Origin of the sequence: Bifidobacterium crudilactis, from assembly GCF_000738005.1 — a bacterium.
Taxonomy (GTDB): domain Bacteria; phylum Actinomycetota; class Actinomycetes; order Actinomycetales; family Bifidobacteriaceae; genus Bombiscardovia; species Bombiscardovia crudilactis.
In genome coordinates this window covers 869,170-893,014 of record NZ_JHAL01000002.1, presented here as the reverse complement: position 1 = coordinate 893,014, position 23,845 = coordinate 869,170, and the positions used below count along the sequence as shown (strand labels likewise).

The 23,845-nt window shown below is 58.2% G+C and carries 21 protein-coding genes; 18 read left to right on the top strand and 3 right to left on the bottom strand.

Annotated elements, in window-relative coordinates; genetic code table 11:
• Positions 1-46 precede the first annotated feature (46 nt).
• Together DB51_RS06020 and rpsD are read left to right on the top strand one after the other, a co-directional pair.
• Positions 47-2,659: a UvrD-helicase domain-containing protein gene (locus tag DB51_RS06020; protein WP_034252553.1), complete on the top strand. Its 2,613-nt coding sequence runs from the start codon at positions 47-49 to the stop codon at positions 2,657-2,659.
• A gap of 322 nt (positions 2,660-2,981) precedes the next feature.
• Positions 2,982-3,608 (top strand): 30S ribosomal protein S4, encoded by a 627-nt coding sequence (gene rpsD / locus DB51_RS06015; RefSeq protein WP_034252550.1) that lies wholly within the window; start codon positions 2,982-2,984, stop codon positions 3,606-3,608.
• 168 nt (positions 3,609-3,776) lie between these two features.
• Here rpsD and DB51_RS06010 read toward each other — a convergent pair whose 3' ends face one another.
• Complete coding sequence (locus DB51_RS06010) at positions 3,777-4,142, bottom strand: phage holin family protein (RefSeq protein ID WP_034252548.1); 366 nt, start codon at positions 4,140-4,142, stop codon at positions 3,777-3,779.
• 48 nt (positions 4,143-4,190) lie between these two features.
• Between DB51_RS06010 and DB51_RS06005 the strand changes: the two genes are divergently transcribed.
• The 6 genes from DB51_RS06005 to mltG all read left to right on the top strand — a co-directional run bounded on the left by DB51_RS06005 (position 4,191) and on the right by mltG (position 10,129).
• On the top strand, positions 4,191-4,874 hold the full coding sequence (locus DB51_RS06005; RefSeq protein ID WP_034253981.1) for a histidine phosphatase family protein: 684 nt from the start codon (positions 4,191-4,193) through the stop codon (positions 4,872-4,874).
• Between the two features lie 102 nt (positions 4,875-4,976).
• Positions 4,977-5,411 carry a DUF948 domain-containing protein gene (locus tag DB51_RS06000; RefSeq protein ID WP_051867326.1) on the top strand — a complete coding sequence of 145 codons (435 nt, stop codon included), beginning with the start codon at positions 4,977-4,979 and terminating at the stop codon, positions 5,409-5,411.
• On the top strand, positions 5,411-5,647 hold the full coding sequence (locus tag DB51_RS05995) for a hypothetical protein (RefSeq protein ID WP_034252546.1): 237 nt from the start codon (positions 5,411-5,413) through the stop codon (positions 5,645-5,647). Before DB51_RS06000 ends, DB51_RS05995 begins: the two co-directional genes overlap by 1 nt.
• 115 nt (positions 5,648-5,762) lie before the next feature.
• Positions 5,763-8,453 (top strand): alanine--tRNA ligase, encoded by a 2,691-nt coding sequence (alaS, locus tag DB51_RS05990; protein ID WP_034252545.1) that lies wholly within the window; start codon positions 5,763-5,765, stop codon positions 8,451-8,453.
• Positions 8,454-8,461: 8 nt separating this feature from the next.
• Positions 8,462-8,932: a Holliday junction resolvase RuvX gene (gene ruvX / locus DB51_RS05985; RefSeq protein ID WP_034252543.1), complete on the top strand. Its 471-nt coding sequence runs from the start codon at positions 8,462-8,464 to the stop codon at positions 8,930-8,932.
• Positions 8,933-8,935: 3 nt separating this feature from the next.
• Complete coding sequence (gene mltG / locus DB51_RS05980) at positions 8,936-10,129, top strand: endolytic transglycosylase MltG (protein WP_034253975.1); 1,194 nt, start codon at positions 8,936-8,938, stop codon at positions 10,127-10,129.
• On the opposite strand, the gene DB51_RS05975 is transcribed toward mltG, so the two are convergent.
• On the bottom strand, positions 10,112-10,600 hold the full coding sequence (locus tag DB51_RS05975; protein WP_034253973.1) for a prepilin peptidase: 489 nt from the start codon (positions 10,598-10,600) through the stop codon (positions 10,112-10,114). The genes mltG and DB51_RS05975 overlap by 18 nt on opposite strands.
• A 57-nt stretch (positions 10,601-10,657) precedes the next feature.
• Between DB51_RS05975 and aroC the strand changes: the two genes are divergently transcribed.
• The 10 genes from aroC to DB51_RS05925 all read left to right on the top strand — a co-directional run bounded on the left by aroC (position 10,658) and on the right by DB51_RS05925 (position 22,308).
• Positions 10,658-11,851: a chorismate synthase gene (gene aroC / locus DB51_RS05970; protein WP_034252542.1), complete on the top strand. Its 1,194-nt coding sequence runs from the start codon at positions 10,658-10,660 to the stop codon at positions 11,849-11,851.
• A 166-nt stretch (positions 11,852-12,017) separates the two neighbouring features.
• The gene (locus DB51_RS05965) at positions 12,018-13,601 is read left to right on the top strand and encodes a bifunctional shikimate kinase/3-dehydroquinate synthase (RefSeq protein ID WP_034253970.1); all 1,584 of its coding nucleotides are present in this window, start codon (positions 12,018-12,020) and stop codon (positions 13,599-13,601) included.
• A 64-nt stretch (positions 13,602-13,665) separates the two neighbouring features.
• Positions 13,666-14,112, top strand: coding sequence for a type II 3-dehydroquinate dehydratase (locus DB51_RS05960; RefSeq protein WP_034252540.1), 447 nt, complete (start codon positions 13,666-13,668; stop codon positions 14,110-14,112).
• 295 nt (positions 14,113-14,407) lie between these two features.
• Complete coding sequence (gene pyrG, locus DB51_RS05955; protein WP_034252537.1) at positions 14,408-16,066, top strand: CTP synthase; 1,659 nt, start codon at positions 14,408-14,410, stop codon at positions 16,064-16,066.
• Positions 16,067-16,345: 279 nt separating this feature from the next.
• On the top strand, positions 16,346-17,800 hold the full coding sequence (gene sufB, locus DB51_RS05950; RefSeq protein ID WP_193786476.1) for a Fe-S cluster assembly protein SufB: 1,455 nt from the start codon (positions 16,346-16,348) through the stop codon (positions 17,798-17,800).
• Between the two features lie 17 nt (positions 17,801-17,817).
• The gene (sufD, locus tag DB51_RS05945; RefSeq protein ID WP_034252535.1) at positions 17,818-19,041 is read left to right on the top strand and encodes a Fe-S cluster assembly protein SufD; all 1,224 of its coding nucleotides are present in this window, start codon (positions 17,818-17,820) and stop codon (positions 19,039-19,041) included.
• A gap of 1 nt (position 19,042) precedes the next feature.
• Positions 19,043-19,822, top strand: a complete 780-nt coding sequence (gene sufC / locus DB51_RS05940; RefSeq protein WP_034252533.1) for a Fe-S cluster assembly ATPase SufC — start codon at positions 19,043-19,045, stop codon at positions 19,820-19,822.
• A gap of 8 nt (positions 19,823-19,830) precedes the next feature.
• Positions 19,831-21,105: a cysteine desulfurase gene (locus DB51_RS05935; RefSeq protein WP_034253965.1), complete on the top strand. Its 1,275-nt coding sequence runs from the start codon at positions 19,831-19,833 to the stop codon at positions 21,103-21,105.
• 44 nt (positions 21,106-21,149) lie between these two features.
• Positions 21,150-21,734, top strand: a complete 585-nt coding sequence (gene sufU / locus DB51_RS05930) for a Fe-S cluster assembly sulfur transfer protein SufU (RefSeq protein WP_034252531.1) — start codon at positions 21,150-21,152, stop codon at positions 21,732-21,734.
• 1 nt (position 21,735) lies between these two features.
• Positions 21,736-22,308 (top strand): metal-sulfur cluster assembly factor, encoded by a 573-nt coding sequence (locus tag DB51_RS05925; RefSeq protein WP_034252529.1) that lies wholly within the window; start codon positions 21,736-21,738, stop codon positions 22,306-22,308.
• 105 nt (positions 22,309-22,413) lie between these two features.
• Here DB51_RS05925 and glgC read toward each other — a convergent pair whose 3' ends face one another.
• Positions 22,414-23,658 carry a glucose-1-phosphate adenylyltransferase gene (gene glgC / locus DB51_RS05920; RefSeq protein WP_034252527.1) on the bottom strand — a complete coding sequence of 415 codons (1,245 nt, stop codon included), beginning with the start codon at positions 23,656-23,658 and terminating at the stop codon, positions 22,414-22,416.
• Positions 23,659-23,845: the final 187 nt, after the last annotated feature.

The window sequence follows — 23,845 nt, the reverse complement described above, 5'->3', positions numbered from 1 at the left end:
GGCGTCGCATGGGCAACAACAGCCAAATCGAGGAGAACAACATACTGTGACGGTCGATCCAGATCTCATACAACGTAGCGCAGAGGATTTGATTGGCGATCTCAATCACCAGCAGGCGCAGGCAGTTCAGCACCGGGGACCGGCCCTGCTGATAGGGGCAGGGGCGGGATCGGGCAAAACCCGTGTGCTTACCCGGAGAATAGCGTGGATACTGAGCCAGTTCGGGGCCTGGCCAAGTCAGATACTGGCCATCACCTTCACCAACAAGGCCGCGGCGGAAATGCGGGAGCGGCTGTCCACGCTTATAGGGCCCGTCGCGCAACGCATGTGGGTGTCCACATTCCATTCGGCCTGCGTGCGCATTCTCAGGCGCGACGGCAAATCCATCGGCTTGCGTTCCGGTTTCTCCATCTACGACTCGGCGGACTCGGAACGTCTGGTGAAGATCATCGGCAGCGATCTGAATATTGACCTCAAGCGCTACACGCCTCGGGCGATACTGTCGCGCATTTCCGATTACAAGAACAATCTCCAGGATTGGCAGGGGCAGCTGAAGCAGTATGCCCCCGATTACAAACCAGGGCAGCGGGGTCAGCAGGTCGGACGCTTCGGGAACGTAGAGGAGCTCTACGCGGTGATCTACGCCGAGTACCAGCACCGGCTCGCTCAGGCCAATGCCGTCGACTTCGACGATCTCATCGGCCGAACCGTCGAGTTGCTGCGTTCGGACCCATTGGTTGCCGAGTATTACCGCCACAAGTTCCGCTACATTCTTGTCGATGAGTATCAGGACACGAATCACGCTCAATATGAACTGATTCGCGAGCTCGCAGGAATCGACGCGGATTCTCGACGGTCGGCCACTGCGGTTGCTTCCGGCATGAACGGCCCGGCCTGGATAACCGTCGTCGGCGATTCCGACCAGTCCATCTACGCCTTCCGTGGTGCGGATATCAGCAATATCCAGGATTTTGAAAAGGATTTCCCCAGTGCGACCACGATCATGCTGGAGCAGAACTACCGCTCCACGCAGACCATTCTCGATGCCGCCAATGCAGTGATCGCCAAGAACGAGGGACGTAAACCGAAGAAGCTTTGGACGGCGTTGGGCAAGGGGAGCCCAATCACCGCATTCGCGGCGGACAATGCCCAGCAGGAAGCCTCGTGGATTACGAACGAAATCGCCAGGCTTGCCGCCGAAGACGAGATTCACTACTCGGATATGGCAATCATGTACAGGGCGAATGCGCAGTCTCGTTCCCTCGAAGAGGCGCTGATCAACGCGGGCATCCCGTACCAGCTCATCGGTGGAACGAAATTCTACGAGCGCCGGGAAATCAAGGACGCCCTGGCCTATATGCAGGCCTTGGCCAATCCCGATGACGACGTCAACATGCGCAGGATACTCAATGTGCCGAAGCGAGGTCTGGGCGCCAGGGCTGAAGCGTTGGTGACGCAGTACGCGCAGGTGCAGGGTGTGAGTTTCTGGAGCGGCGTCAGCCATCTGGAATCCATAGAAGGCATGCCCACCCGCACCACGACGATGCTCAAGGCCTTCCGGGACCTGATGAACAGCCTCGCATCGTTTGCACAGGAGCATGATGCCAAGCCCTCCCTGATCGTTGCGCAGGTTCTCGAACAGACCGGTCTGTTGGAAGAGCTGCGCAAGTCCGACGACCCGCAGGATGCCTCCAGAGTCGAGAATCTCTCGCAGCTGCAGTCGGTCGCGGCCGAATTCGAGCAGAACACGCCGGATGCGTCGCTGTCGGCGTTCATGGAGACCACGGCCTTGGTCGCGGATTCCGACCAGCTGCCTGACTCGGGCGCGGACTTCGGCAAGGTAACGTTGATGACGCTGCATACCGCCAAAGGCCTGGAATACCCCGTGGTGTTCCTTACCGGCATGGAGCAGGGAACCTTCCCGCACTCCCGCAGTCTCGAGGACACCACCGAGCTTGCCGAAGAGCGCAGGCTCGCCTATGTGGGCATCACACGTGCCAAGCAGCGGCTGTATCTGACGCGAGCCGCCGTGCGTGCGCAATGGGGGCAGGCGAGTGAGATGCTGCCGAGTCAGTTCCTGGATGATATCCCTGACGGTCTTATCGACTGGAAACGCCGCGAATCCAGTGTGGAGCGCATGCGCAGCAACTGGACCGATGATGCCAATGAATTCGGAGGCTTCGAAGACGACGGCTTCGGCACCTCATTCGGATCGTCGGCGAGTCTGGGCGGCAATGCGGCAGGCTCAACGTCACGTTGGGGTTCTTCGCGTTCCTCGCATGAGGGAGGCTCGTACCGTCGCTCATCGTCATCCTCGTATTCTTCGGGTCACGGTGGAACGTATTCGGGGAAGTATTCGGGTTATGGTTCCGGGTCGGGGTATCGCAGTTCCGGTGGCGCCGGTGGCAGGGCTTCCAAGCATGCCGCGGTGACTACGCGTAGGGTGCCAGCCAAAAAGGCGTCCGCTCAGGTCCCGCCACCGCAAGAGCATCAGATTGCGGATTTCTCCGTCGGGGACAAGGTGTCCCATGACCGCTATGGCTTGGGCACTGTGGTGGAACTGCAGGACAAGGGGCGAAACTCGGTCATCACAGTGGACTTTGGTTCGGATGGCGTCAAACGACTGATGTTGCGGGTCGCTCCAATCGAAAAACTCTGAACCACAGCGCTTGCTGTAGGGATGTTTGGCTCTCTCCGCGTATCTGTGAGTGATTTCGGGGCTCATGCTCGCGTGATGGCCGAAATCCCTGCGCAGACGACAGAATCAGGGAAAATGTTCTCCGTGTCGGAAAGATACGGACCTTAGTGTAGGATTGAACGCTGGTGCCTGCACAAGTGGGCATCTTTCTGGAGTCTTAGCCCGTCAATGGGTCGGCGGTGGCAACATCGCTCGTGCATCGCACGGTGAAGCATTGGAGAGGCTGACTCGGTGGGTTGTACCACCTGCGTTCAGATAACGACAGCAATAAAGGAATGAATTTATGACTAAGGTTCAGCGTTCGCGCCGTCAGGTGCGCCTGTCCCGAGCACTGGGAATCGCTCTGACTCCCAAGGCTCAGCGCATCTTCGAGAAGCGCCCCTATGCTCCTGGTGAGCATGGCCGCACTCGTCGTCGCACCGAATCCGATTACGCCGTACGTCTGCGTGAAAAGCAGCGTTTGAGGGCTCAGTTCGGTCTTTCCGAGAAGCAGCTTCGCGCCGCTTACGAGAAGGGCACCCACGAGGCAGGCCAGACCGGCAACGCCATGCTGAGGGATCTCGAGGTTCGTCTCGACAACCTCGTGCTGCGTGCAGGCATCGCCCGTACCACGGCTCAGGCTCGTCAGTATGTCGTGCACCGTCACATCCTGGTCGACGGCAACATCGTCGATCGCCCGAGCTACCGCGTCCGTCCCGGACAGACCATCCAGGTCAAGCCGAAGAGCCAGACCACGGTACCTTTCCAGATCGCAGCCGAAGGCGTCCACCGCGACGTGCTCCCCGCGGTTCCCGGATACCTTGATGTGGATCTCGCTTCCTTGAAGGCCACTCTGACACGTAAGCCGGAACCGGAAGAGATTCCGGTGCAGGTCAACATCCAGTACGTGGTCGAGTACTACGCCCGCTGATTCGGATACTTTCGAAAGCTTTTCGATGCGCCGCACGGATTCCCGTGCGGCGCATCGCTGTTATCGAGCTCGAAGGACATAACTGCACTAAAAGGACAGCAATGTGGTGATAATTCCTCCGAAAAGCTGTCCTTTTAGTGCAGTTATCTCTCAGACAGTCGTGAACAATCAGTCGTGGATGATGGAGCCCACGATGCCGTCGACGACCATCATGATGAAGCTGCCGATCACCGCCCACCAGAACCCGGCGATGTAGATGCCTTCGTTGAACACGGTGATGGAAAGCCATGAAGCAAGTTGCATGAACATCACATTCAAAATCAGCGCGGCCAGGCCGAAGGTGATGACGGTCAACGGCAAGGCTAGAAGCTGTACCACCGGCTTGACCGAAGCATTGATCAGGGCCATGAAGAGTGCGAAACTCGCTATGGAGAAAAAGGTGTTCGAGCCTTGGACGATCATGCCGGGCAGCAGCCAGGTCATCACGCCTACCGCGATTGTCAATGTGAACCATCGTCCGAAGAATCTACCCATGGCACCATTATGGGGCATCCAGACGACGATGGTGCCATAATCGACGGTATGCTACTTCATCTTCACTTGGTACGTCATGGGCAAACGATGTTCAACAGATACAACCGACTCCAAGGATGGTCGAATTCTCCGCTCACCTCTCAGGGAATGCAGGATGCCCGGAGAGCAGGCGAAAAACTTGCCGACGTATCCTTTGCCGCGGCGTACTGTTCCGATACCACACGTGCGGAAATCACCGCGCGAACGATTCTCTCAGTCAACCTTGCGGGTGCAGGTGCAGCCAATGGTCAGCCCGAGGTCCATGCGGATATGCATTTTCGTGAACAGTGCTACGGCTACTTCGAAGGACAGGACATGGCTGCGTCCTGGTGGGCGGCTGGTGCACCTCATGGTGTGGGGACGTACAACGCCATCGTCGAGCGCTACGGTCTGTCGGCGAGCAGGGACTTCCTGCATGAGGCCGATCCTTTTCACGATGCGGAGTCCGATGCCGAGTATTGGCGTCGCATAGAAGGTGGTTTCGCCGTCATCGCAGCCAACGGACGATTGACGGACGGTGACGATGTGCTGGTGATTTCGCACGGCAATACCTTGTTGAGCCTGATGCACCGCTATGCACCCGATGGTTACGACCTCAGCGAACGGCCGCGCAACGGCAGCGTGACCACCTTGGAATTCGACACCGCACAGCAGATAGGCCAAGCGCTGACAGTCGTGGGATACAACGAGTAGTCATCGGCATAAGAACGGGGGATTTCGCCAGAGCCGTGACCCGGGCTCAGCGTGGTAGCCTTGAGCGGGTAACATGACTGGGGTTAGAAAGAGGTGTTGAAGATGGATATAGGCCAGATCGCGGGTCTTATCGCAGCTATCGCCTTCGCGGTGCTCGCCGGGTTCCTGATTTATCCGTTGATTCGTCTTGGACGGTTGTTCGATCAGTTGGCAGATACCGTCAAGGAGACCGGAGAGCATGCGATGCCTGCTCTTGATGAATCGACCACCACGGTTCAGCAGGTGAACAAGACCTTGGAGGATGTGAACCGCATATCCGCCGCCGCATCCACGACCGCAGGGAATGTGGGTGCACTCACAGACCTGTACGGTTCCATGCTCGGCAAGCCGATAATCAAACTTGCGTCGGCGTTCTTCGCCATCCGTTCAACGGCCACCTCCTTTTTCAAAGGGCGTAAATCCTCCACGGCGAATGCGGGGGTGCCGGACCCGGCCAATTTCACCACTCCGGATTCACATAAGGGCAAGGGGGAGTGATGTTCAAACGTCTGTTTTGGGTAGGGGTAGGATTTTCCATCGGTGTGGTCGCGGCCAGCAAGGCACGTTCGTATGCCAAGGCTCACACCCCGGCCGGTGCCAGGGAATTCGTGTTCGGCCGTGAGACCAATAACGTCGCGGTATCGACGGTGCTCGGACTGTATGACGAGTTTCAGACCACACGCAAGGCACGCGAAGCTGAATTGAACCAGCAGTACGTTGCGGCCTCGCGCTAATCGCAGGCCTGCGGCCCAGCGCCAGATGAGGTAATTGTCAGCATGTGAGCGTCGTCGTTGCAATCGGCGCTTCACAGCAAGAATCGAATGCACGCCATAAGGAGTTACTAGAGGAATGCGCACTTCAGAGATCGCCAAGCGCTATCTTGATTTTTTTGCCAAACAGGGCCATATGGTCGTGCCTTCGGCATCGTTGATTTCGCCGAACCCGACAACGCTGTTCACTATCGCCGGTATGGTTCCGTTCATCCCGTATCTTCTGGGGGAACAGACACCGCCCAGCAAGCGCATGGCCAGCAATCAGAAATGCGTTCGTACCCTCGACATCGACGAGGTTGGGAAAACAACGCGTCATGGCACCTTCTTCCAGATGCTCGGCAACTTCTCTTTCGGTGACTATTTCAAAAAGGAAGCCATTCATTTCGCGTGGACGCTGCTGACCACCCCTCAGGATGAGGGAGGCTATGGATTTGACCCGGAAAGCCTCTGGGTGACTACCTACACCGATGATGAGGAAGCGCGTGCGCTGTGGCGCAACGAGGGCATGGACCCGGCGCATATGCAGATCATGGGCATGGAAGATAATTTCTGGACCACCGGAGGCCCCGGACCCGGAGGGCCTTGCTCGGAAATCTACGTGGACAGAGGACCTGAATATGGTCTGGAAGGTGGCCCCGCTGCCGACGAAAGTCGATACATCGAGATTTGGGATCTGGTCTTCGAGAATTACGAGGTCGACAACGTCAAATCCAAAACCGACCTGCATATCGTTGGTGAACTGGAGCACAAGAACATCGACACCGGTGCCGGTCTTGAGCGTCTGGCCTATCTGCTTCAGCACAAGAACAACATCTACGAGACCGATGAGGTCTACCCGGTTATCGAGGCCGCAGAAGAGCTTTCAGGCCGTCGTTACGGGGAGAACGAGGACGACGACGTCCGCTTCCGCGTTGTGGCGGACCACATTCGCAGCGCGCTGATGATTATGAGCGACGGTGTGCGCCCCAGCAACGAAGGACGAGGCTACGTGCTCAGGAGGCTGTTGCGTCGGTCCGTTCGTTCGATGCGCATGCTCGGTGTGCAGGAGGATGTGCTGCCGCATCTGTTCCCTGTCTCCAAAGAGGCGATGTGCCCGAGCTACCCTGAACTGAATGAGCTGTTCCCGGATATCTCTGCCGCCGCCTATGGCGAGGAGGCATCATTCCGCAGGACCCTCGACAAGGGCACGAGCATCCTGGATGTTGCGGTGAAGAAAGCCCAGAAATCCGGCGTTGATGGTGGCGAGGGGATTGTCAGCGGTGACGAGGCCTTCACCTTGCACGACACCTACGGTTTCCCCATAGAGCTGACTCTGGAAATGGCCGAGGAGCAAGGCGTCGAGGTCGATGAGGCGAAATTCCGCGAACTGATGGCGGAGCAGAAGTCGCGGGCAAGAGCGGATGCGCTCAGCAAGCGGCATAACGTGGATCTCAGTGTCTACGACGACTTCAAGAAGACGCTCGACAAGCCCCTGGAATTCCTCGGATACACCGATTTTTCAAGTCGTTCCCGGGTTCTGGGCATCATCGAATCAGGCAAGGGAGCGGTTCCTGCGGTCTCGGCACCGGCTTTTGTCGAGGTAATTCTTGACCGTTCCCCCTTCTACGCTCAGGCTGGCGGTCAGCTGGCCGATCAGGGTGAGATTCTGTCGGACGAAGGCGCCGTATTGGATGTGGACGATGTCCAGCATCCCATCAAGGGCCTTACCGTGCATCAGTGCCGGATAACCGAAGGCACTTTGGTCGTCGGCTCAGAAGTCACCGCGACCATAGATGCGCAACGTCGAGGTGCCATCGCACGGTCGCACACCGCCACACATATGGTCCACAAAGCCCTTCGTGAGGAGCTTGGGCCTCAGGCGACCCAGCGTGGTTCCGAAGACGCCCCGAACCGTCTACGCTTCGATTTCCAATGGTCCGGAGCTCCGAGCGCCGATGCGATGAACACGGTCGAAGCCCGTGTGAACGATCGACTTCGCGACAATCTGTCGGTCACCACCAAGGAAATGAAGTTTGACGATGCTATCGCACTTGGCGCCATGCATCTCTTCGGCGAAAAGTACGGAGACATCGTCAGAGTCGTCACCATCGGTCAGGATGGCTGGAGCCGTGAACTCTGCGGTGGCACTCATGTCGACCACGTCGGCAAAATCGGTCAGGTGTCGATTCTTTCGGAGGCATCCGTCGGAACCGGAGTGCGTCGTGTGGATGCCGTGGTGGGCCAGGGGGCATACGAATTCAATGCCCGTGAACATGCCCTGGTCTCACAGCTTTCGGATAAGCTCAATGCGCGTCCCGACGAACTCGAATCACGAATCTCCGCGCTGCTTGGCCGGCTCAAAGAGTCGGACAGGCGTATCGCGGCGATGTACGAACAGCAGTTGTCTCAGTCGATTCCTGCAATCATCGAGCAGGCACAGTCAGGCAATGGCCATGTGACCGTTGCAGTGAAGAATGTCGGGCACTTCGGTTCCGTCGAAGCCCTGCGCAAAACGGTGAGTGAGCTACGAGCTCGCCTCGGTGATGAACAGCCGGTCGTCGTGGCTTTGGCAGGTGTCAGCGAGGAAGGACGTCCCGTCGTGCTCGCTGCCACGAACGAATCCGCACGCAAACTCGGCATCAAGGCAGGTGACCTCGTCCGAGGCGCATCCAAGATGCTCGGCGGCGGTGGCGGCGGCAAGGCCGATTTCGCCCAGGGTGGCGGTCGTGACGCGGACAGCATCGATTCGGCTCTCGCATCCTTGCGTGCCGAGGCGCAGAAGGGCTGAATGCTCGTATGCCAGCTCCCTGGTTAGGCGTTGATCTTGGCGATGCCCGGGTCGGACTCGCGTTGTCCGACCCGGAGTTGACTTTCGCACATCCTGCAGGCAATGTGGTTGTTGAAGGAGACAGCTTCCTAGCGCTTGATTCCGTGATTGACGTCATAGAACAGGAATCGGTGGCAGTGGTCGTTGTAGGGCTGCCTCTGCTTTTGGACGGTACTCGCGGACGCAGCGGAAAAAAGGCGGTTCGCTGGGTCAATGCGCTGAGCAATCGAATCAGAGTGTTGATGGCCGATGGCTCTCTTGAACTGAACGATATCCCCCAGCTTCGGTTGCTAGATGAACGGCTCACCACCGTGAGCGCCCACAGACAGTTGCGTGACGCCAAGGTCGCAGGTCGGGACCATCGGCCTTTTGTCGATCAGCAGTCCGCTGTGGTGCTGTTGCAGTCCGCCCTGGACAGTCGCCAGACATTGAAGGAGTAAGTGGTGGAGCAGGATCTTGATGACTTTTTCACCGATGCCTCCCATTTGGAGGATGAGCAGGGACGGCCTATAGCCTCCTCGGCGCCTCCATTGCCACCCAAATCCAGGCGTGACATGCGCCGCAAGCGCGTTTCGGTCCACAGAAAAAGACTTATCGCGGGATTGATAATTCTGCTCGTGGTCGCCTTGATCGGCGGAGGCGGATGGTTCGTAGCGAACAAACTTTCCGGCATGGCCTCTATCGTCACCGCCACCAAATCCGTGGCCGAGGACTACACCGGTTCGGGGGAGGGCGAAGTGGACTTCACCGTCGAAACCGGTCAGAGCGCCGATAAGATAGCCGATAACCTGGTGAAGGCGGATATCGTCAAATCCGCCGCCGCATTCACACAGGCCGTTGCGGCATCGGGTGTGCAGGACCAGCTGTTCCCGGGAGTGTTCGAACTCAAGCTGCATATGAAGGCGGCTGACGTGGTGAAGATTCTCACCGATTCCAGCAAGGCGGGAGGCTTCCTCGAGGTGAGGTCGGGTGACAAACTCGAGGATGTCATCACCAAGGCGGCTACATTGTCGGGCATCAAGAAATCGGCATTCGACGATATCGTCAACGCCAAAGGCACCGGGATTCTGCCCAGCGAGGCCAACGGAAGCTTCGAGGGCTGGCTGGAGCCGGGATCGTACAACGTGAAGAAGCAGGGCTCAGCCAGCGACATCCTCAAGGATCTGGTCAACAAACGCATCGCAAAGCTCGACTCGATGAACGTGCCGACGGGTGCGGAGCGGGAACGCATCCTCAACGTGGCTTCCATCGCGGAAGCGGAAGTGAACCAGCAGCAGTATTACAGCAAGGTGACGAGAGTCATCGACAATCGCATCGCCAAAGGCATGACACTGGGTATGGACACCACGGTGGCATACGGTGCCAAGGTGTCGGCGTCAGACCTGACGAATGCCCAGCTCAGCGATACCTCGAACCCATACAACACCCGTGTGCATACCGGACTGCCGCCCACGCCGATCAGCAATCCGGGAGACAACGCCATCAAGGCGGCGCTCAACCCGGAAGACGGTGATTGGCTGTACTTCGTGACCGTGAATCTGGAGACGGGCGAGACCAAGTTCACTGCGGATGCCTCCGAATTCGACACCTTCGTCAAGGAATACAAGCAGTGGGAATCGTCACACGGCCAGGAGTGACATCGCGTCGATGACGCAGGAGAGCACGGCGGCCGAAGCGATTACGGGCGCGAAGGGAATCTGCGTCTCGCGAGTGGTCCCAGGCGTGTTGTACCTCATACGCAGCACCGCCACACCAATTGCCGTCAAGCCTAGTATTCCCATGAAGCACCACCACATCAACACCGGTAGGAGTCCCAGCCACCCGACAGCCAGTCCGGTGGCGGCAGTGCACGTCACATCCCCGAATCCCAGCATTCCAGGTCTGATGACCGCCATGAGGAATTGAACGGCGGCGCTGAGCAAGGCCAGGACCAGACATAACGCCAGACGCCGGCCATCGGCGTTGATAAGAGACCAGCAGACGAATACAATCAGTTGCACCATCGCTCCGCTGAACACCCACAACCTCGGGATGCGTCTGCTGCGTATGTCTTCGATGGACAACGCCAGCATGCATATGAGACTCGGCAACAGCAAGAGGTATGGCATTACGTAAGATATACCGAAGTTGCACTTTGACATCAAATCGGATTTGAAGGAGAACGTATGTTGCGCTGGCAGACGGCAGGGGAATCCCATGGTGAGGCTCTTGTGGCAATGATCGAAGGTCTGCCTTCGGGCATCGAAATCACCACCGACGATATCGCCGACGCACTGGCACGTCGACGCCTGGGGCACGGCAGGGGTGCCAGGATGAAGTTCGAAAAGGACAAGGTTCGCCTGCTGACCGGGGTCCGTCATGGCCGCACCTTGGGTTCGCCAGTATCCGTCGAGATTGGCAATACCGAATGGCCCAAATGGGTGGAAGTGATGAGCGCGGATCCTTTGCCTGAGGGAGTCGAACTTCCGCAAACGGGCCGCAACGCCCCTCTCAGCAGGCCGCGCCCAGGTCACGCCGACCTGACAGGGATGCGCAAATACGGTTTTCTTGATTCAAGGCCGGTACTCGAGCGCTCCAGCGCCCGCGAAACGGCTTCGAGGGTCGCTCTGGGAGAGATTGCGGCACGCTTCCTTGAACAGACCGTAGGTATACGAGTGGTCTCGCATGTGCTCTCCATAGGCGGCGTCGGATGCGGTGAGGATTACGTCCTGCCCACCCCGGAAGATGCCCGACGACTCGACGAATCGCCGGTACGGTCCTTGGACCCCGAAGCCGAACGCCGGATGATAGAACGCATCGATACAGCGCAGAAAGCGGGCGATACCCTCGGGGGAGTGATCGAGGTCATCGCCTACGGCGTCCCGGCAGGCTTGGGTACCTATGTCGAATCCGACCGTCGCCTGGATGCGGCGTTGGCGTCGGCATTCATGGGGATTCAGGCCATCAAGGGCGTTGAGATCGGTGACGGTTTCCTTGAGGCCCAAAGGCCCGGCTCACAGGCCCATGACGAGATCGTTACCGATGCCGAGGGGCATATCGCCCGACAGAGCAACAGGGCAGGGGGCATCGAGGGCGGAATGTCCAATGGTGAGGCGATTCGTGTGCGTGCCGCCATGAAGCCGATCTCCTCGGTGCCACGCGCCTTGAAAACAGTCGATGTCCTGACAGGCGAAGCTGCGACGGCCATTCACCAACGCTCCGACATCACTGCGGTCCCGGCGGCTGGGGTTGTCGCCGAGGCGATGATGCGTCTGACCTTAGCGTCATTCGTGCTGGAGAAGTTCGGCGGGGACAGCGTCGATGAGACTTCACGCAACGCGCAGGCATACCTTGCGTCGTGGCCTGAGCACCTGCGGTAGGAGCATGATGACACAAGGCCATAACAACAATCAACGTGGTGAGACGCAGCAGCGTCATGGGAACAGGCGGTCTGACATGGGTGAGACATCCTCCGAGTCCGAACGCACTGGAGCACCGAGCAGGAGACGGTCCGAAGGCACAGGTCCTCAGGCCGTTCTCATCGGCATGCCCGGGGCAGGGAAAACCCGAGTCGGCAAAGAGGCGTCTTCGATGCTGTCCATATCGTTCAGGGATTCGGATGTGGTACTTGAGCGGCGTGAAGGCAGACGAATTTCGGAGATTTTCGAAGAAGACGGCGAGGATGAGTTCCGTCGGCTCGAATGCGAGCTGATTCTCGACGAACTCGAGAACTTCACCGGTGTACTGGCATTGGGCGGCGGAGCGCCGATGACCCCACGCACACGTCAGGCCCTCGAACAATATGTCGATGAAGGTGGCATGGTGGTCTACCTGGATGCGGACCCCGAGGAGATGATGGAACGTGCCGGCAGAAGCGGCAACAGGCCACTGCTCGCAGGAGACGCCCATGCTCGATGGATGAGTTTGTATAAGGAGCGCAAGCCTGTTTTTGAAGCTCTCTCCACCAGAGTCATCCGAACGCATGGAGCACCACCGTCGGTCGCTGCACAGAAGCTGGTCAGTGCCTTGCGGGAGCGAAGGGTGTCCGTGGGAGGGGTTGACCCATACACGGTATTCATCGGCGAGGGATGCATGGAGGGGCTGCGCGAGGTGCTGGGAAACGACACCGTGCGTGTCGCTCTGATTCATACCAGCACAGTGCAACGCCATAGCGACCATGCCAGGGCTCTGATGCGCTCCGCAGGATATCAGGTGCTGGATCTGGTGATTCCGGACGCGGAGGCGGGTAAAACCATCACCGTGGCGAACGGACTTTGGGAACGACTCGCCAAGGAAGGGTTCACACGCTCGGATGCGGTCGTCGGTCTGGGCGGCGGTGCAGCCACGGATCTGGCCGGTTTCGTGGCGGCCACATGGATGCGCGGTATCGCGTACGTCAACTGCCCGACGTCCCTGCTTGCCATGGTCGATGCCTCGACAGGCGGCAAAACGGGAATCAACACGCCTCAGGGAAAGAACCTCGTCGGCAGTTTCCACACCCCCAGAGGAGTGCTCGCCGATCTGCACACCCTGTCGACCCTGCCCAATGACATTTTCGTCGAGGGCCTTGGCGAAGTGGCGAAATCGGGCTTCATCATGGATGACGGCATCCTCGATATCCTTGATGACCACGCCGACGAGCTCCGACACTTCAGCGGGGACGCAATCGACGCGGATTTGCATGAAATCATCGCAGAACTGCTCGAGCGCACGGTCACGGTCAAGGCACGGCACGTCTCCGTTGACCTCAAGGAATCGGGCATGCGAGAGTTCCTGAATTACGGTCACACACTTGGTCATGCCATCGAGCAGCTCGAACACTTCACGTGGAGACATGGCCAGGCGGTCGCCGTGGGCATGGTGTATGCCGCCGAACTGTCCCACCTGCTCGGATACATCGATGAGGATCTGGTCGCGTATCATCGCGAACTGCTCAGTGCCCTGGGGTTGAGGACATCATGGAACGGCGGAAGCTTCGAGCAGGTGCTGGCTCTGATGCATCGTGACAAGAAGGCCAGAGGTAACACCCTGCGCTTCATCATTCTCGATCGCATAGGCCACCCCATACATCTGGACAACCCGCCGGATGATGCGGTTCGTGAGGCATTCAACCGCATTCGCAGGCCTTAGTCGGGGCCGGCCGGCGGTCGGGTGACGAGAATCAGACAGCAGAAGAGCAGTAGGAGGAGTGCCGATGGGTGCTGAGCGCGTGGTGGTGGTAAACGGACCGAATCTGGGAAGACTCGGTGTGCGTGACCCCGAAGTCTATGGACACGACGATTTGGAGAAGCTTCGCAGCCTATGCGATCAATGGGGAAACGAGCTCGGGCTTGATGTGGAGGTTCGGCAGAGCGACGATGAGGCCGAGGTCATTCACTGGATGCATCGGGCCGTGGATGAATCGACGCCTGTGGTGTTGAATCCTGCGGCCTTCACTCATTACAGCTATGGTCTGGCCGATGCGGCGTCACAGGTGACCGACGCGGGATTGATGCTGGTGGAGGTGCACATCTCCAACCCTGCTGCCCGAGAGGCATTCAGGAGACGTTCGGTGATTTCTCCGATTGCCACCGGCACCATCGCCGGTTTCGGCTTCACAGGCTATCGTCTGGCACTTGAGGCCATAGCCGCAAAGCGTTAGTGGCGCCAGTGGCAGACGCTGATGAGGCTATTGTGGCGTGGAAGTACCCTTCGAATAGATAACTGCATCACAAGGCCAGTTTTTCGAGAAATTGTTGACTAAAGCTGTCCTTTCAATGTAGTTATCTCACGTAACGTCTGCAGCGAAGCGTCAATCACGACGCAACTGTGCATCGAAGCACGCAAGGCACGCTGATGTGCCGTGTTCTCGTGCCTCGTCGCACGCTTTCAGACAGTCGTCCAATATTCATCCATGAAACACGCTGAGTCATCCTCGGGTGATAGGCTGAAGTCCCATGGCTAGACAACATGGAAACTCTCAGGAACATATCACTAAACACATTTTTGTGACCGGCGGCGTTGTCTCTTCTCTCGGTAAAGGACTCACTGCTTCATCACTCGGAAGATTGCTGCGAAGCCGCGGCATTCACGTGCTTCAGCAGAAACTCGATCCTTATATCAACGTCGATCCCGGTACGATGAACCCATTCCAGCATGGCGAGGTCTACGTGACCGAGGACGGTGCTGAAACCGATCTGGATATCGGGCATTACGAGCGTTTTCTCGATGTATTTCTCTCGCAGAAAGCGAATGTGACGACCGGGCAGATCTACCAGAGCGTATTGCGCAAGGAACGCGCCGGCGAATATCTCGGCGAGTGCGTGCAGGTCATCCCGCACATCACCAACGAAATCAAAAGCCGCATGCGTGCCCAGGCATCGGATGACGTCGACGTCATCATCACCGAAATCGGCGGCACCGTGGGAGACATCGAGTCCCAGCCATTCCTCGAGGCCGCCCGCGAGGTCCGCCGGGATATCGGCCCGGAAAACTGCATGTTCGTGCATGTCTCGTTGGTGCCGTATATCGCGGCGGCTCATGAGCTGAAAACGAAACCCACCCAGCACTCGGTGATGATGCTTCGTCAGTTGGGCATCGCGCCCGACGCCTTGGTGCTCCGCTCCGACCGTGAGCTCAGCCAGAGCATCAAGGACAAGATCTCCCTGATGTGCGATGTGGATGAGGAAGGCGTGGTCAACTGCGTCGACGCACCGAGTATCTACGATGTCCCGAAGATTCTCTTCGCCGAAGGGCTCGACGCCTATGTCGTGCGTGAACTCGGACTGCCGTTCCATGATGTGGACTGGAACGAGTGGGAGGATTTGCTCGAACGCGTGCATCATCCCAAGCATGAGGTGAATATCGCCATCGTCGGCAAATACATCGATTTGCCGGATGCATACCTCTCGGTGACAGAGGCCATCAAGGCAGGCGGTTTCGCAAACTACGCCAAGGCCAACGTGAAGTGGGTCGCCGCCGACGTGTGCGAGACGATGGAGGGAGCAGAGGCCGCCCTGTCCCGGATGGACGGCATCGTCATTCCCGGAGGCTTCGGCATCCGTGGCATCGAAGGCAAGATCGGCGCTCTGCGCTGGGCCCGTGAACGCAAGATTCCCGCTCTGGGACTTTGCCTGGGTCTGCAATCAATGGTGATCGAGTATTCCAGGCACGTGCTCGGACTCGAAGATGCGAATTCCTCGGAATTCGAACCTGGTTGCGAGAATCCCGTCATCGCGACGATGGAAGAGCAGAAAGACATCGTCGAAGGCAAGGGCGATATGGGGCACACCATGCGTCTGGGCGCCTATCCAGCGGTTCTTGACCCGGACTCCGTGGTGTCAGGGCTGTACGGCCTTACAGAGGTCAGTGAGCGCCATCGCCACCGCTACGAAGTCAATGTCGCTTACAAGGACCAACTCAATGAAGGCGGATTGCATATTTCCGGCACCAGCCCGGACGGCGAGCTGACCGAATTCGTGGAGCTCCCGCAGGATGTGCATCCCTTCTACGTCGGCACGCAGGCACACCCGGAGTTCAAGTCGCGCCCGACCCGCCCGCATCCTCTCTTCGCCGGTTTGGTCAAGGCTGCGATAGCGCATAACGAAGGGGAGTGACCACCCGACTTCAGGACGAGTCCGAAACGGTGCATGGCATGCGTTCCGGACTCGCCCTGCATTGATGGCAGGAACGCCATCGGGTATGAATCCCCGAGGACAGGGCCTTTCGCTGTTCATGAAGCGTACTGTTCAGGGGTTCCTTTTTATGACATGCTTCACTAGACTGGCAAAGCTGTCTTGACACGGTGCAGATGACTCCGGTCGAGCAGCAGATGAATGGGAGGACGCGAATTGACCGATCCTGAACGGAACGTGGATGCGTCACAGGATGTGGAGATGAGTCAGTACGTCGCTGACCGCGCACACGTGAATGAAGACAAGATTAAGCAGGATGACCAGCTGATCGCCGAATTCGGTGACTACGGCTATGGCTGGCATGATACCGACAGCGCCGGAGAGGCCGCCAAAAAAGGCATCAGCGAGGATGTGGTTCGCGCCATATCCGCCGACAAGGGCGAGCCGGACTGGATGCTGGACATCAGACTTCAGGGGTACAAGTCCTTCCTTGAGAAGCCCATGCCCGACTGGGGTGTAGATCTCACCGGTTTCAACGCCAACGACTTCAAGTACTATGTGAAGCCTCTGGAGAAGCAGGCGCAATCCTGGGAGGAACTGCCGGACGACATCCGGAATACCTATGACCGCCTGGGGATTCCTGAGGCGGAGAAGAAACGTCTGGTCTCCGGCGTGGCCGCCCAGTATGAGTCCGAGGTCATCTACAACTCCATTCGCGAGGATCTCAAGGAACAGGGCGTAATCTTCCTCGACACGGACACCGCGGTCAAAGAGCATCCCGAACTCGTGAAGAAATACTTCGGCAAGGTCATTCCGCCCGACGACAACAAATTCGGTGCGTTGAACACCGCAGCCTGGTCCGGCGGTTCCTTCGTGTATGTGCCCAAGGGCGTTCACGTCGATATACCTTTGCAGGCGTACTTCCGTATCAACACCCCGAATATGGGGCAGTTCGAACGGACGCTGATCATCGCCGACGAAGGGTCCTACGTGCATTACGTGGAGGGGTGCACCGCTCCGATCTATTCAACGGATTCCCTGCATGCCGCAATCGTGGAGATCTTCGTCGAACCACATGCCCGCGTGCGATACACCACCGTGCAGAACTGGTCGAACAACGTCTACAATCTGGTGACGCAGCGCGCATACGTGCGTGAGGGCGGCACGATGGAATGGGTGGACGGCAACATCGGGTCCAAGGCCACGATGAAGTATCCGGCGTGCATCCTTGCCGAGCCGTATGCCAAGGGCGAGACGATGTCTCTCGGCTTCGCAGGCCAGGGTCAGTATCAGGATACCGGTGCCAAGATGATTCACCTGGCTCCTCATACCAGCTCCACCATCGTCGCCAAATCGATTTCACGCGGCGGCGGCAGATCCGCCTACAGGGGTCTGGTGAAGATTCTCAAGGGTGCGGAGGGATCAAGCTCCTCCGTGGTGTGCGATGCCCTGCTGGTCGATGATTATTCACGCTCCGACACCTATCCCCATGTGGATGTGCGTGAAGACGACGTTTCGATGGCCCATGAAGCCACGGTCTCCAAAGTCTCCGAAGACCAGCTCTTCTATCTGATGAGCAGAGGACTGGAAGAAAAAGAGGCCATGGGCATGATCGTGCGCGGCTTCGTCGAGCCCATTTCGCGTCAGCTGCCCATGGAATACGCGCTTGAGCTGAACCGCTTGGTGGAATTGCAGATGGAGGGGTCGGTAGGCTGATGAGTGAATCAGAACGTATGACGGAACACGAAGTAAGGATGCCGCAGGCTGATCCACACGATCCCTATGCGGTTCCTGCCCTGATGCCATCGAGTGCGGATCGTTCGCCTCGCTCCTTCTCGCCGGATACCTATGAGATTCCGACTCGAAGGGATAACGACTGGCGTTTCACCCCTGTCGATCGCATCCAGGAATTCTTCCAGGTGTTCGACGCTTCGGGCAAAACCGAGGTCACGGTGAAATCCATTGACGGCACCCCTCTGGATGAGGCCGCAGTGCAGATACGCAGGGTCCCGAAGGACACCGCTCCGAGCGGTACGGTCTCCATGCCCAACGACCGCGTCTCTTCGGTGGAATGGGCCAGCGCCAAGGACGCCGTCCTGGTGCAGATTCATCAGGACACCGAATCACCCGTGCTGATCAATGTGACCGGAGGCGGGCTCGAATTGGATGCCCTGCACCTGGTCATCGCGGTCGACGATGGGATTCATGCCGACGTGGTGGTGGAGCATCAGGGACAGGCGAAGCTCGCCGAAGGAGTGGAGATCACCACGGGCGAACAATCGCATGTCAGCACCACATTCGTCCAGGAATGGACCCATGACTCGAAGCATGTGGGCAACCACCGCATCCATGTCGGCAAGGAGGCTTCCCTGCGGCATTCCGTGGTCACGCTCAGCGGTGATGTGATTCGACTTCGTATGGATCAGGATTTCGGTGGACCTCAGTCCGATCTCAACATGCTCGGCATCTACTTTGTCGATCCGGGCGAGCATATGGAGCATCGCACGATGGTGGTGCACAACCATCCTGAGTGCAAGTCTCGCGTGGTGTACAAGGGTGCACTCGAAGGCCAGGGAGCGCATTCGACCTGGGTGGGCAATGCGCTGATTCTGCCGACCGCTCCGGGAACCGATTCCTATGAGTTGAACAGGAATCTGGTACTGACGCCCGGTGCCGTCGCTGATTCCGAGCCAAACCTCGAAATCGAGAACGGCAACATCATCGGTGCAGGGCATGCCAGCTCGGTGGGCCGTTTCGACGACGAGGAGTTGTTCTACCTGCAGTCACGCGGCATTCCCGAAGCGGAGGCGCGCAAACTGGTGGTCAGAGGCTTCTTCGGAGAGCTGATCGACGAGATCGGCATTCCATCGATTTCGGGGCATCTCATGGGCACCATCGATCGCAGACTCGCCAAAGGGGAGTCAGAGGATATGCAACACGTTTTGGAGGAGAACTGATATGGCAACGCTGGAAATCAAGGATCTGTACGCTTCCGTAGAGACCAAGGAAGGCAAGAAGCAGATTCTCAAAGGGGTGAACCTTACGGTGAACTCCAATGAGACGCATGCCATCATGGGACCCAACGGCTCGGGAAAGTCCACGCTGGCCTACACCCTTGCAGGTCACCCGAAGTATGAGGTCGATTCCGGTGTGGCGCTGCTCGATGGTGTGGATATTCTTACCATGACTCCCGACGAGCGGGCCAAGGCAGGCCTGTTCCTGGCCATGCAGTACCCGGTCGAGGTCCCCGGTGTGTCGATGACCAACTTCCTCAGGACCGCGAAGACGGAGATCGACGGCAAGGCCCCCGCCATCAGGCAGTGGACCAAAGACCTGTCGGGTGCCATGCAGAAGTTGAGAATGGATCCGAAGTTCGCGCAGCGTTCGGTGAATGAAGGCTTCTCCGGCGGTGAGAAGAAACGTGCCGAGGTTCTGCAGCTGGAACTGCTCAAGCCCAAGTTCGCCGTGCTCGACGAAACGGATTCAGGTCTTGACGTCGATGCCTTGCGCATCGTTTCCGAAGGCGTGAATCGCGCCAAGGAGAATTCCGGACTCGGGATTCTCATGGTCACCCATTACACCCGCATCCTCAAGTACATCAAGCCAGACATCGTGCATGTATTCGCGGACGGTCACTTCGTGAAGACGGGCGGCCCTGAACTGGCTGACGAGCTTGAGGAATCAGGCTACGATCGCTATCTTCCCGAAGGCTCGAACTCGGAATCGGCGTTGGCCTGATGAGCGAGCTGGACGATTTCGAGGCGATACGACAGCAGTTCCCGATACTGCAGCAGGAGATTCACGGGCATCCTTTGGTGTATCTGGATTCTGCTGCAACGTCGCAAAAACCCGAAGCTGTGATTGACGCCGAGTCGACGTTCTACCGCACAATCAATGCCGGTGTGCATCGCGGAGCCCATGAGCTCGCCGCACGCAGCACGATGGCATTCGAGGAGGCTCGCGGCAAAATCGCGCGCCTGGTCAATGCCGATGCCGATGAAGGCGAGGAGGAAATCGTCTTCACGGCCGGGGCCACCGCTTCGCTCAATCTCCTGGCCACCGCTTTCGGCAATGCCTCTCTGGGGCAGGGTGGTGAAGCCGCAAAGCGCTTCGCTCTGCATCCGGGGGATGAGATCGTGGTGAGCAAGGCCGAACACCATTCCGTGCTGTTGCCTTTCCAGGAACTGGCTCAGCGCACGGGCGCGACGCTGAAGTACTTCGACCTGGATGATGAAGGTCGGGTGCTTGCCGATTCCGCCTCCGAAGTCATCACCGAACGATGCAGAATCGTGGCCATCACCCATGTTGGCAACACCACAGGAGCCATCACGGACATTGCGCCGATTGTGCGGCGTGCCCACGAGGTGGGGGCGATCGTAGTGCTCGATGCCTGCCAATCGGTACCGCATCTTGCCGTGGACTTTCATGCTCTGGATGTTGATTTCGCGGCTTGGAGCGCACACAAGATGTATGGCCCAACGGGTGTGGGATTCCTGTATGGCAAGCGTGAGCTGCTCGAAGCGTTGCCACCTGCGAGCTTCGGAGGTTCGATGGTCGAACTGGCCTTCATGGACAAGCCAGCCCAATACATGGCTCCGCCGGCACGTTTTGAAGCAGGAACCCAGCCGGTCGCCCAGATCGTGGCAGCCGGGGTGGCTGCAGATTGGCTGATGGGCATCGGCATGAAGCGCATCGAAGCCCACGAGGCGACGATAACGCGTGAGCTGCTCAAGCTCGGTGATGTCGAGGGTGTGCGTATTCTGGGGCCGCGCAGCGAGGAAGGCCGTATCGGCACGGTGGCATTCGAGGTCGAGGGTGTGCACCCGCATGATGTCGGGCAGTTCATCGACGCTCAGGGAATCGCCATACGTGTCGGTCATCATTGCGCTCAGCCGGTGCATCGTCATTTCGGTGTCTATGCTTCGAACCGCGCGTCGAGCGCTGTATACAACAGCCCTCGGGAGGCGCAGGCTCTGGTTGAAGTCGTCGGCGGAGTCCGTGGCTTCTTCCGCGTCAAGTGAAAGCATCTTCGCCAACAACACAGGAAACGAGTAATTTAGACCACATGGCGTTATATGGCATGACAGATGAGGATCTTGAACAGATGTACCAGGAGGTTATTCTGGATGCTGCAAGAGATCCCCATGGCAAACTGGATCTCGAAACAGACGGCATCGGATCGGATGATTCGGTGACGCTTGCGCAGTCGCACGAATACTGCATTCCCGCCCAGTCTCATCAGTTCAACCCGACCTGCGGCGACGAGGTGACCGTTCACGTTGAGGTTTCCGACGGTTCGGATGGCAGACCTGCGCGCATCGAACGTCTGGTGTGGGATGGTCAGGGCTGTTCGATTTCTCAGGCCAGCCTGTCGGTTATGGTCGATCTGATCGGGCACTCATCGGTCGCCGAAGCCATGCAGATGGCGGAGGATTTCCACAAGTTGATGGATTCCAGGGGCAAAGGCCTGCCGGAGGATGTCGACGACGAGCGATTGGGTGATGCCGTGGTGTTCCAGGGAGTGTCACGCTACCCGATGCGCATCAAATGCGCTTTGCTCGGATGGGAAGGCATGAAGGCTGCGGTCGCTCAGGCCCTCTCCAAGGTTGAAGGCACGACGTCGGCGGCAGTACAGACAAAGGAGCGGTGACATGACACAGTCAAGTTTGGTGCCGGAACCAACGGGTTCGATACTGGATTCCATAGAATCCGTCGTAGGCAGTGAAGATGCCGCACGTAAGGTGATGGCCAATCCGGAACGGGCCGCGCTGTACAACCGTTCCAACGAATCGCATGCCCACGGAGAGCATGACGGCTGCGCCTGCGGGGGTAGTTGCGGCTGCGGGGGAGACGAGGACGAGGCGCAGATTCCTATCAAGGCGCTCGACGACATCGGCAGGGCCACGGCACAGGACGTGATGGAAGCCCTGCATCAGGTCATTGACCCCGAACTCGGTATCGACGTGATTGATCTGGGCCTGGTCTACGGTATTGAAATCGACGAACTCGGCAGGGCGATTATCACGATGACGCTCACCACGCCTGCCTGCCCGCTGACGGATATGCTGGAGGACCAGTGCGCCAGCGTCCTTGCTGGGCTGGTGGAAGAGTTCCGTATTGATTGGACGTGGACGCCTCGGTGGACGATGGATATGATATCGCCGGAAGGTCGTGAGCAGCTGGCGGCTTTGGGCTTCAATTTCAGCGCCATGCCGCATACCTGAGTTTCGGCAAGATAACTGCGCTAAAAGGACAGCTATTCGAGGAACTTTTCTCCGAATAGCTGTCCTTTTAGCGCAGTTATCTCATATGGTATGAGTTCGTCCGTTTCAATCCTTGACCACTGTGCCCTTGGGTACCACGGTGATGCCCTCGGCGGTGACGGTGAAGCCGCGTTCGATATCGTGCTGCGTATCGATGCCGACCGTGGCATTCTCTTCAAGCACCACGTTCTTGTCGATGATGGCCTTGTAGATGCGTGCACGACGGTTGACGATGACGTTGTTGAAGAGAATCGAATCGACCACCTGAGCCCAGGAATGGATATGGACGTTCGGTGACAGCACCGAATGATGAACCTCACCACCAGAGACGATGACGCCGGGGGAGACGATGGAATCCGTGGCGTGGCCGACCCTGTCCTGACCGGAGTGCACGAACTTCGCAGGCGGCAAGGAACCGATATTGGTGTAGATGGGCCATTGCGAGTTGTACAGATTGAACTCCGGCACATAGGCGATGAGATCCATATGAGCGTCGTAGAACTGTTTGATGGTTCCCACATCACGCCAGTAGGCGTGGTCCTTGGTGTTCGAACCAGGTACCTCGTTCTTGTTGAAATCATAGACGCCTGCCTCGCCGCGGCTGGCGAAGTACGGAGCGATGTCACCGCCCATATCGTGCTTGGTGTCCGAAGCCTTCTCATCCAGAGCCAGCGCTTCGAACAGGGATTTGGTGTTCGCGACGTAGTTGCCCATGGAGGCGAGTATCTGGGTCGGGTCGTCAGGCAGGACGGAAGGCTCGTCCGGCTTCTCCTGGAAGCTGCGAATCATGTTCGGATGATCTGGATCGACGTCGATGACTCCGAACTGCTTGGCGTCTACCGCCGGCTGTCGGATGCCCGCTACCGTAAACTCGGCTCCGGAGTCGATATGCTGTTGCACCATCTGCTCGAAATCCATGCGATAGACGTGATCGGCCCCGAGAATCAGTACGATGTCGGGTTGAACATCCTCGATGATGTTGATGGTCTGATAAATGGCGTCGGCGGAGCCGAGATACCAATGCTTGCCCAGACGTTGTTGCGCCGGGACTGGGGAGACGTAGCTCCCCAGCATCGGCGAGAATCGCCACATCTGCGAGATATGCCGGTCAAGCGAATGCGATTTGTATTGGGTCAGGACGACGATTTGCCTATACCCCGAATTCACGAGATTGCTCAAAGGAAAATCAATCAACCTGAAAACGCCGCCGAAAGGAACCGCTGGTTTGGCACGGTCTCTGGTAAGCGGCATGAGCCGGGTTCCTTCTCCTCCTGCCAGGACAATGGACAGAATCTTAGGATTCTTACTCATCTCGCTCTCCTTCCGTCAGCTTGATGGCGTACGACCCGGTGAAGCAGCCGATTCGCGACATTGCGAAACTTCATCGCCTCCATCATTGCATAAATTCTTGATTAGGTCCCGAAATTTGTGACTTCAGCGCGTCACACTACTGGATTACTCTATGTCAGGGCGTTATGAAGGGCATGACGCACATATA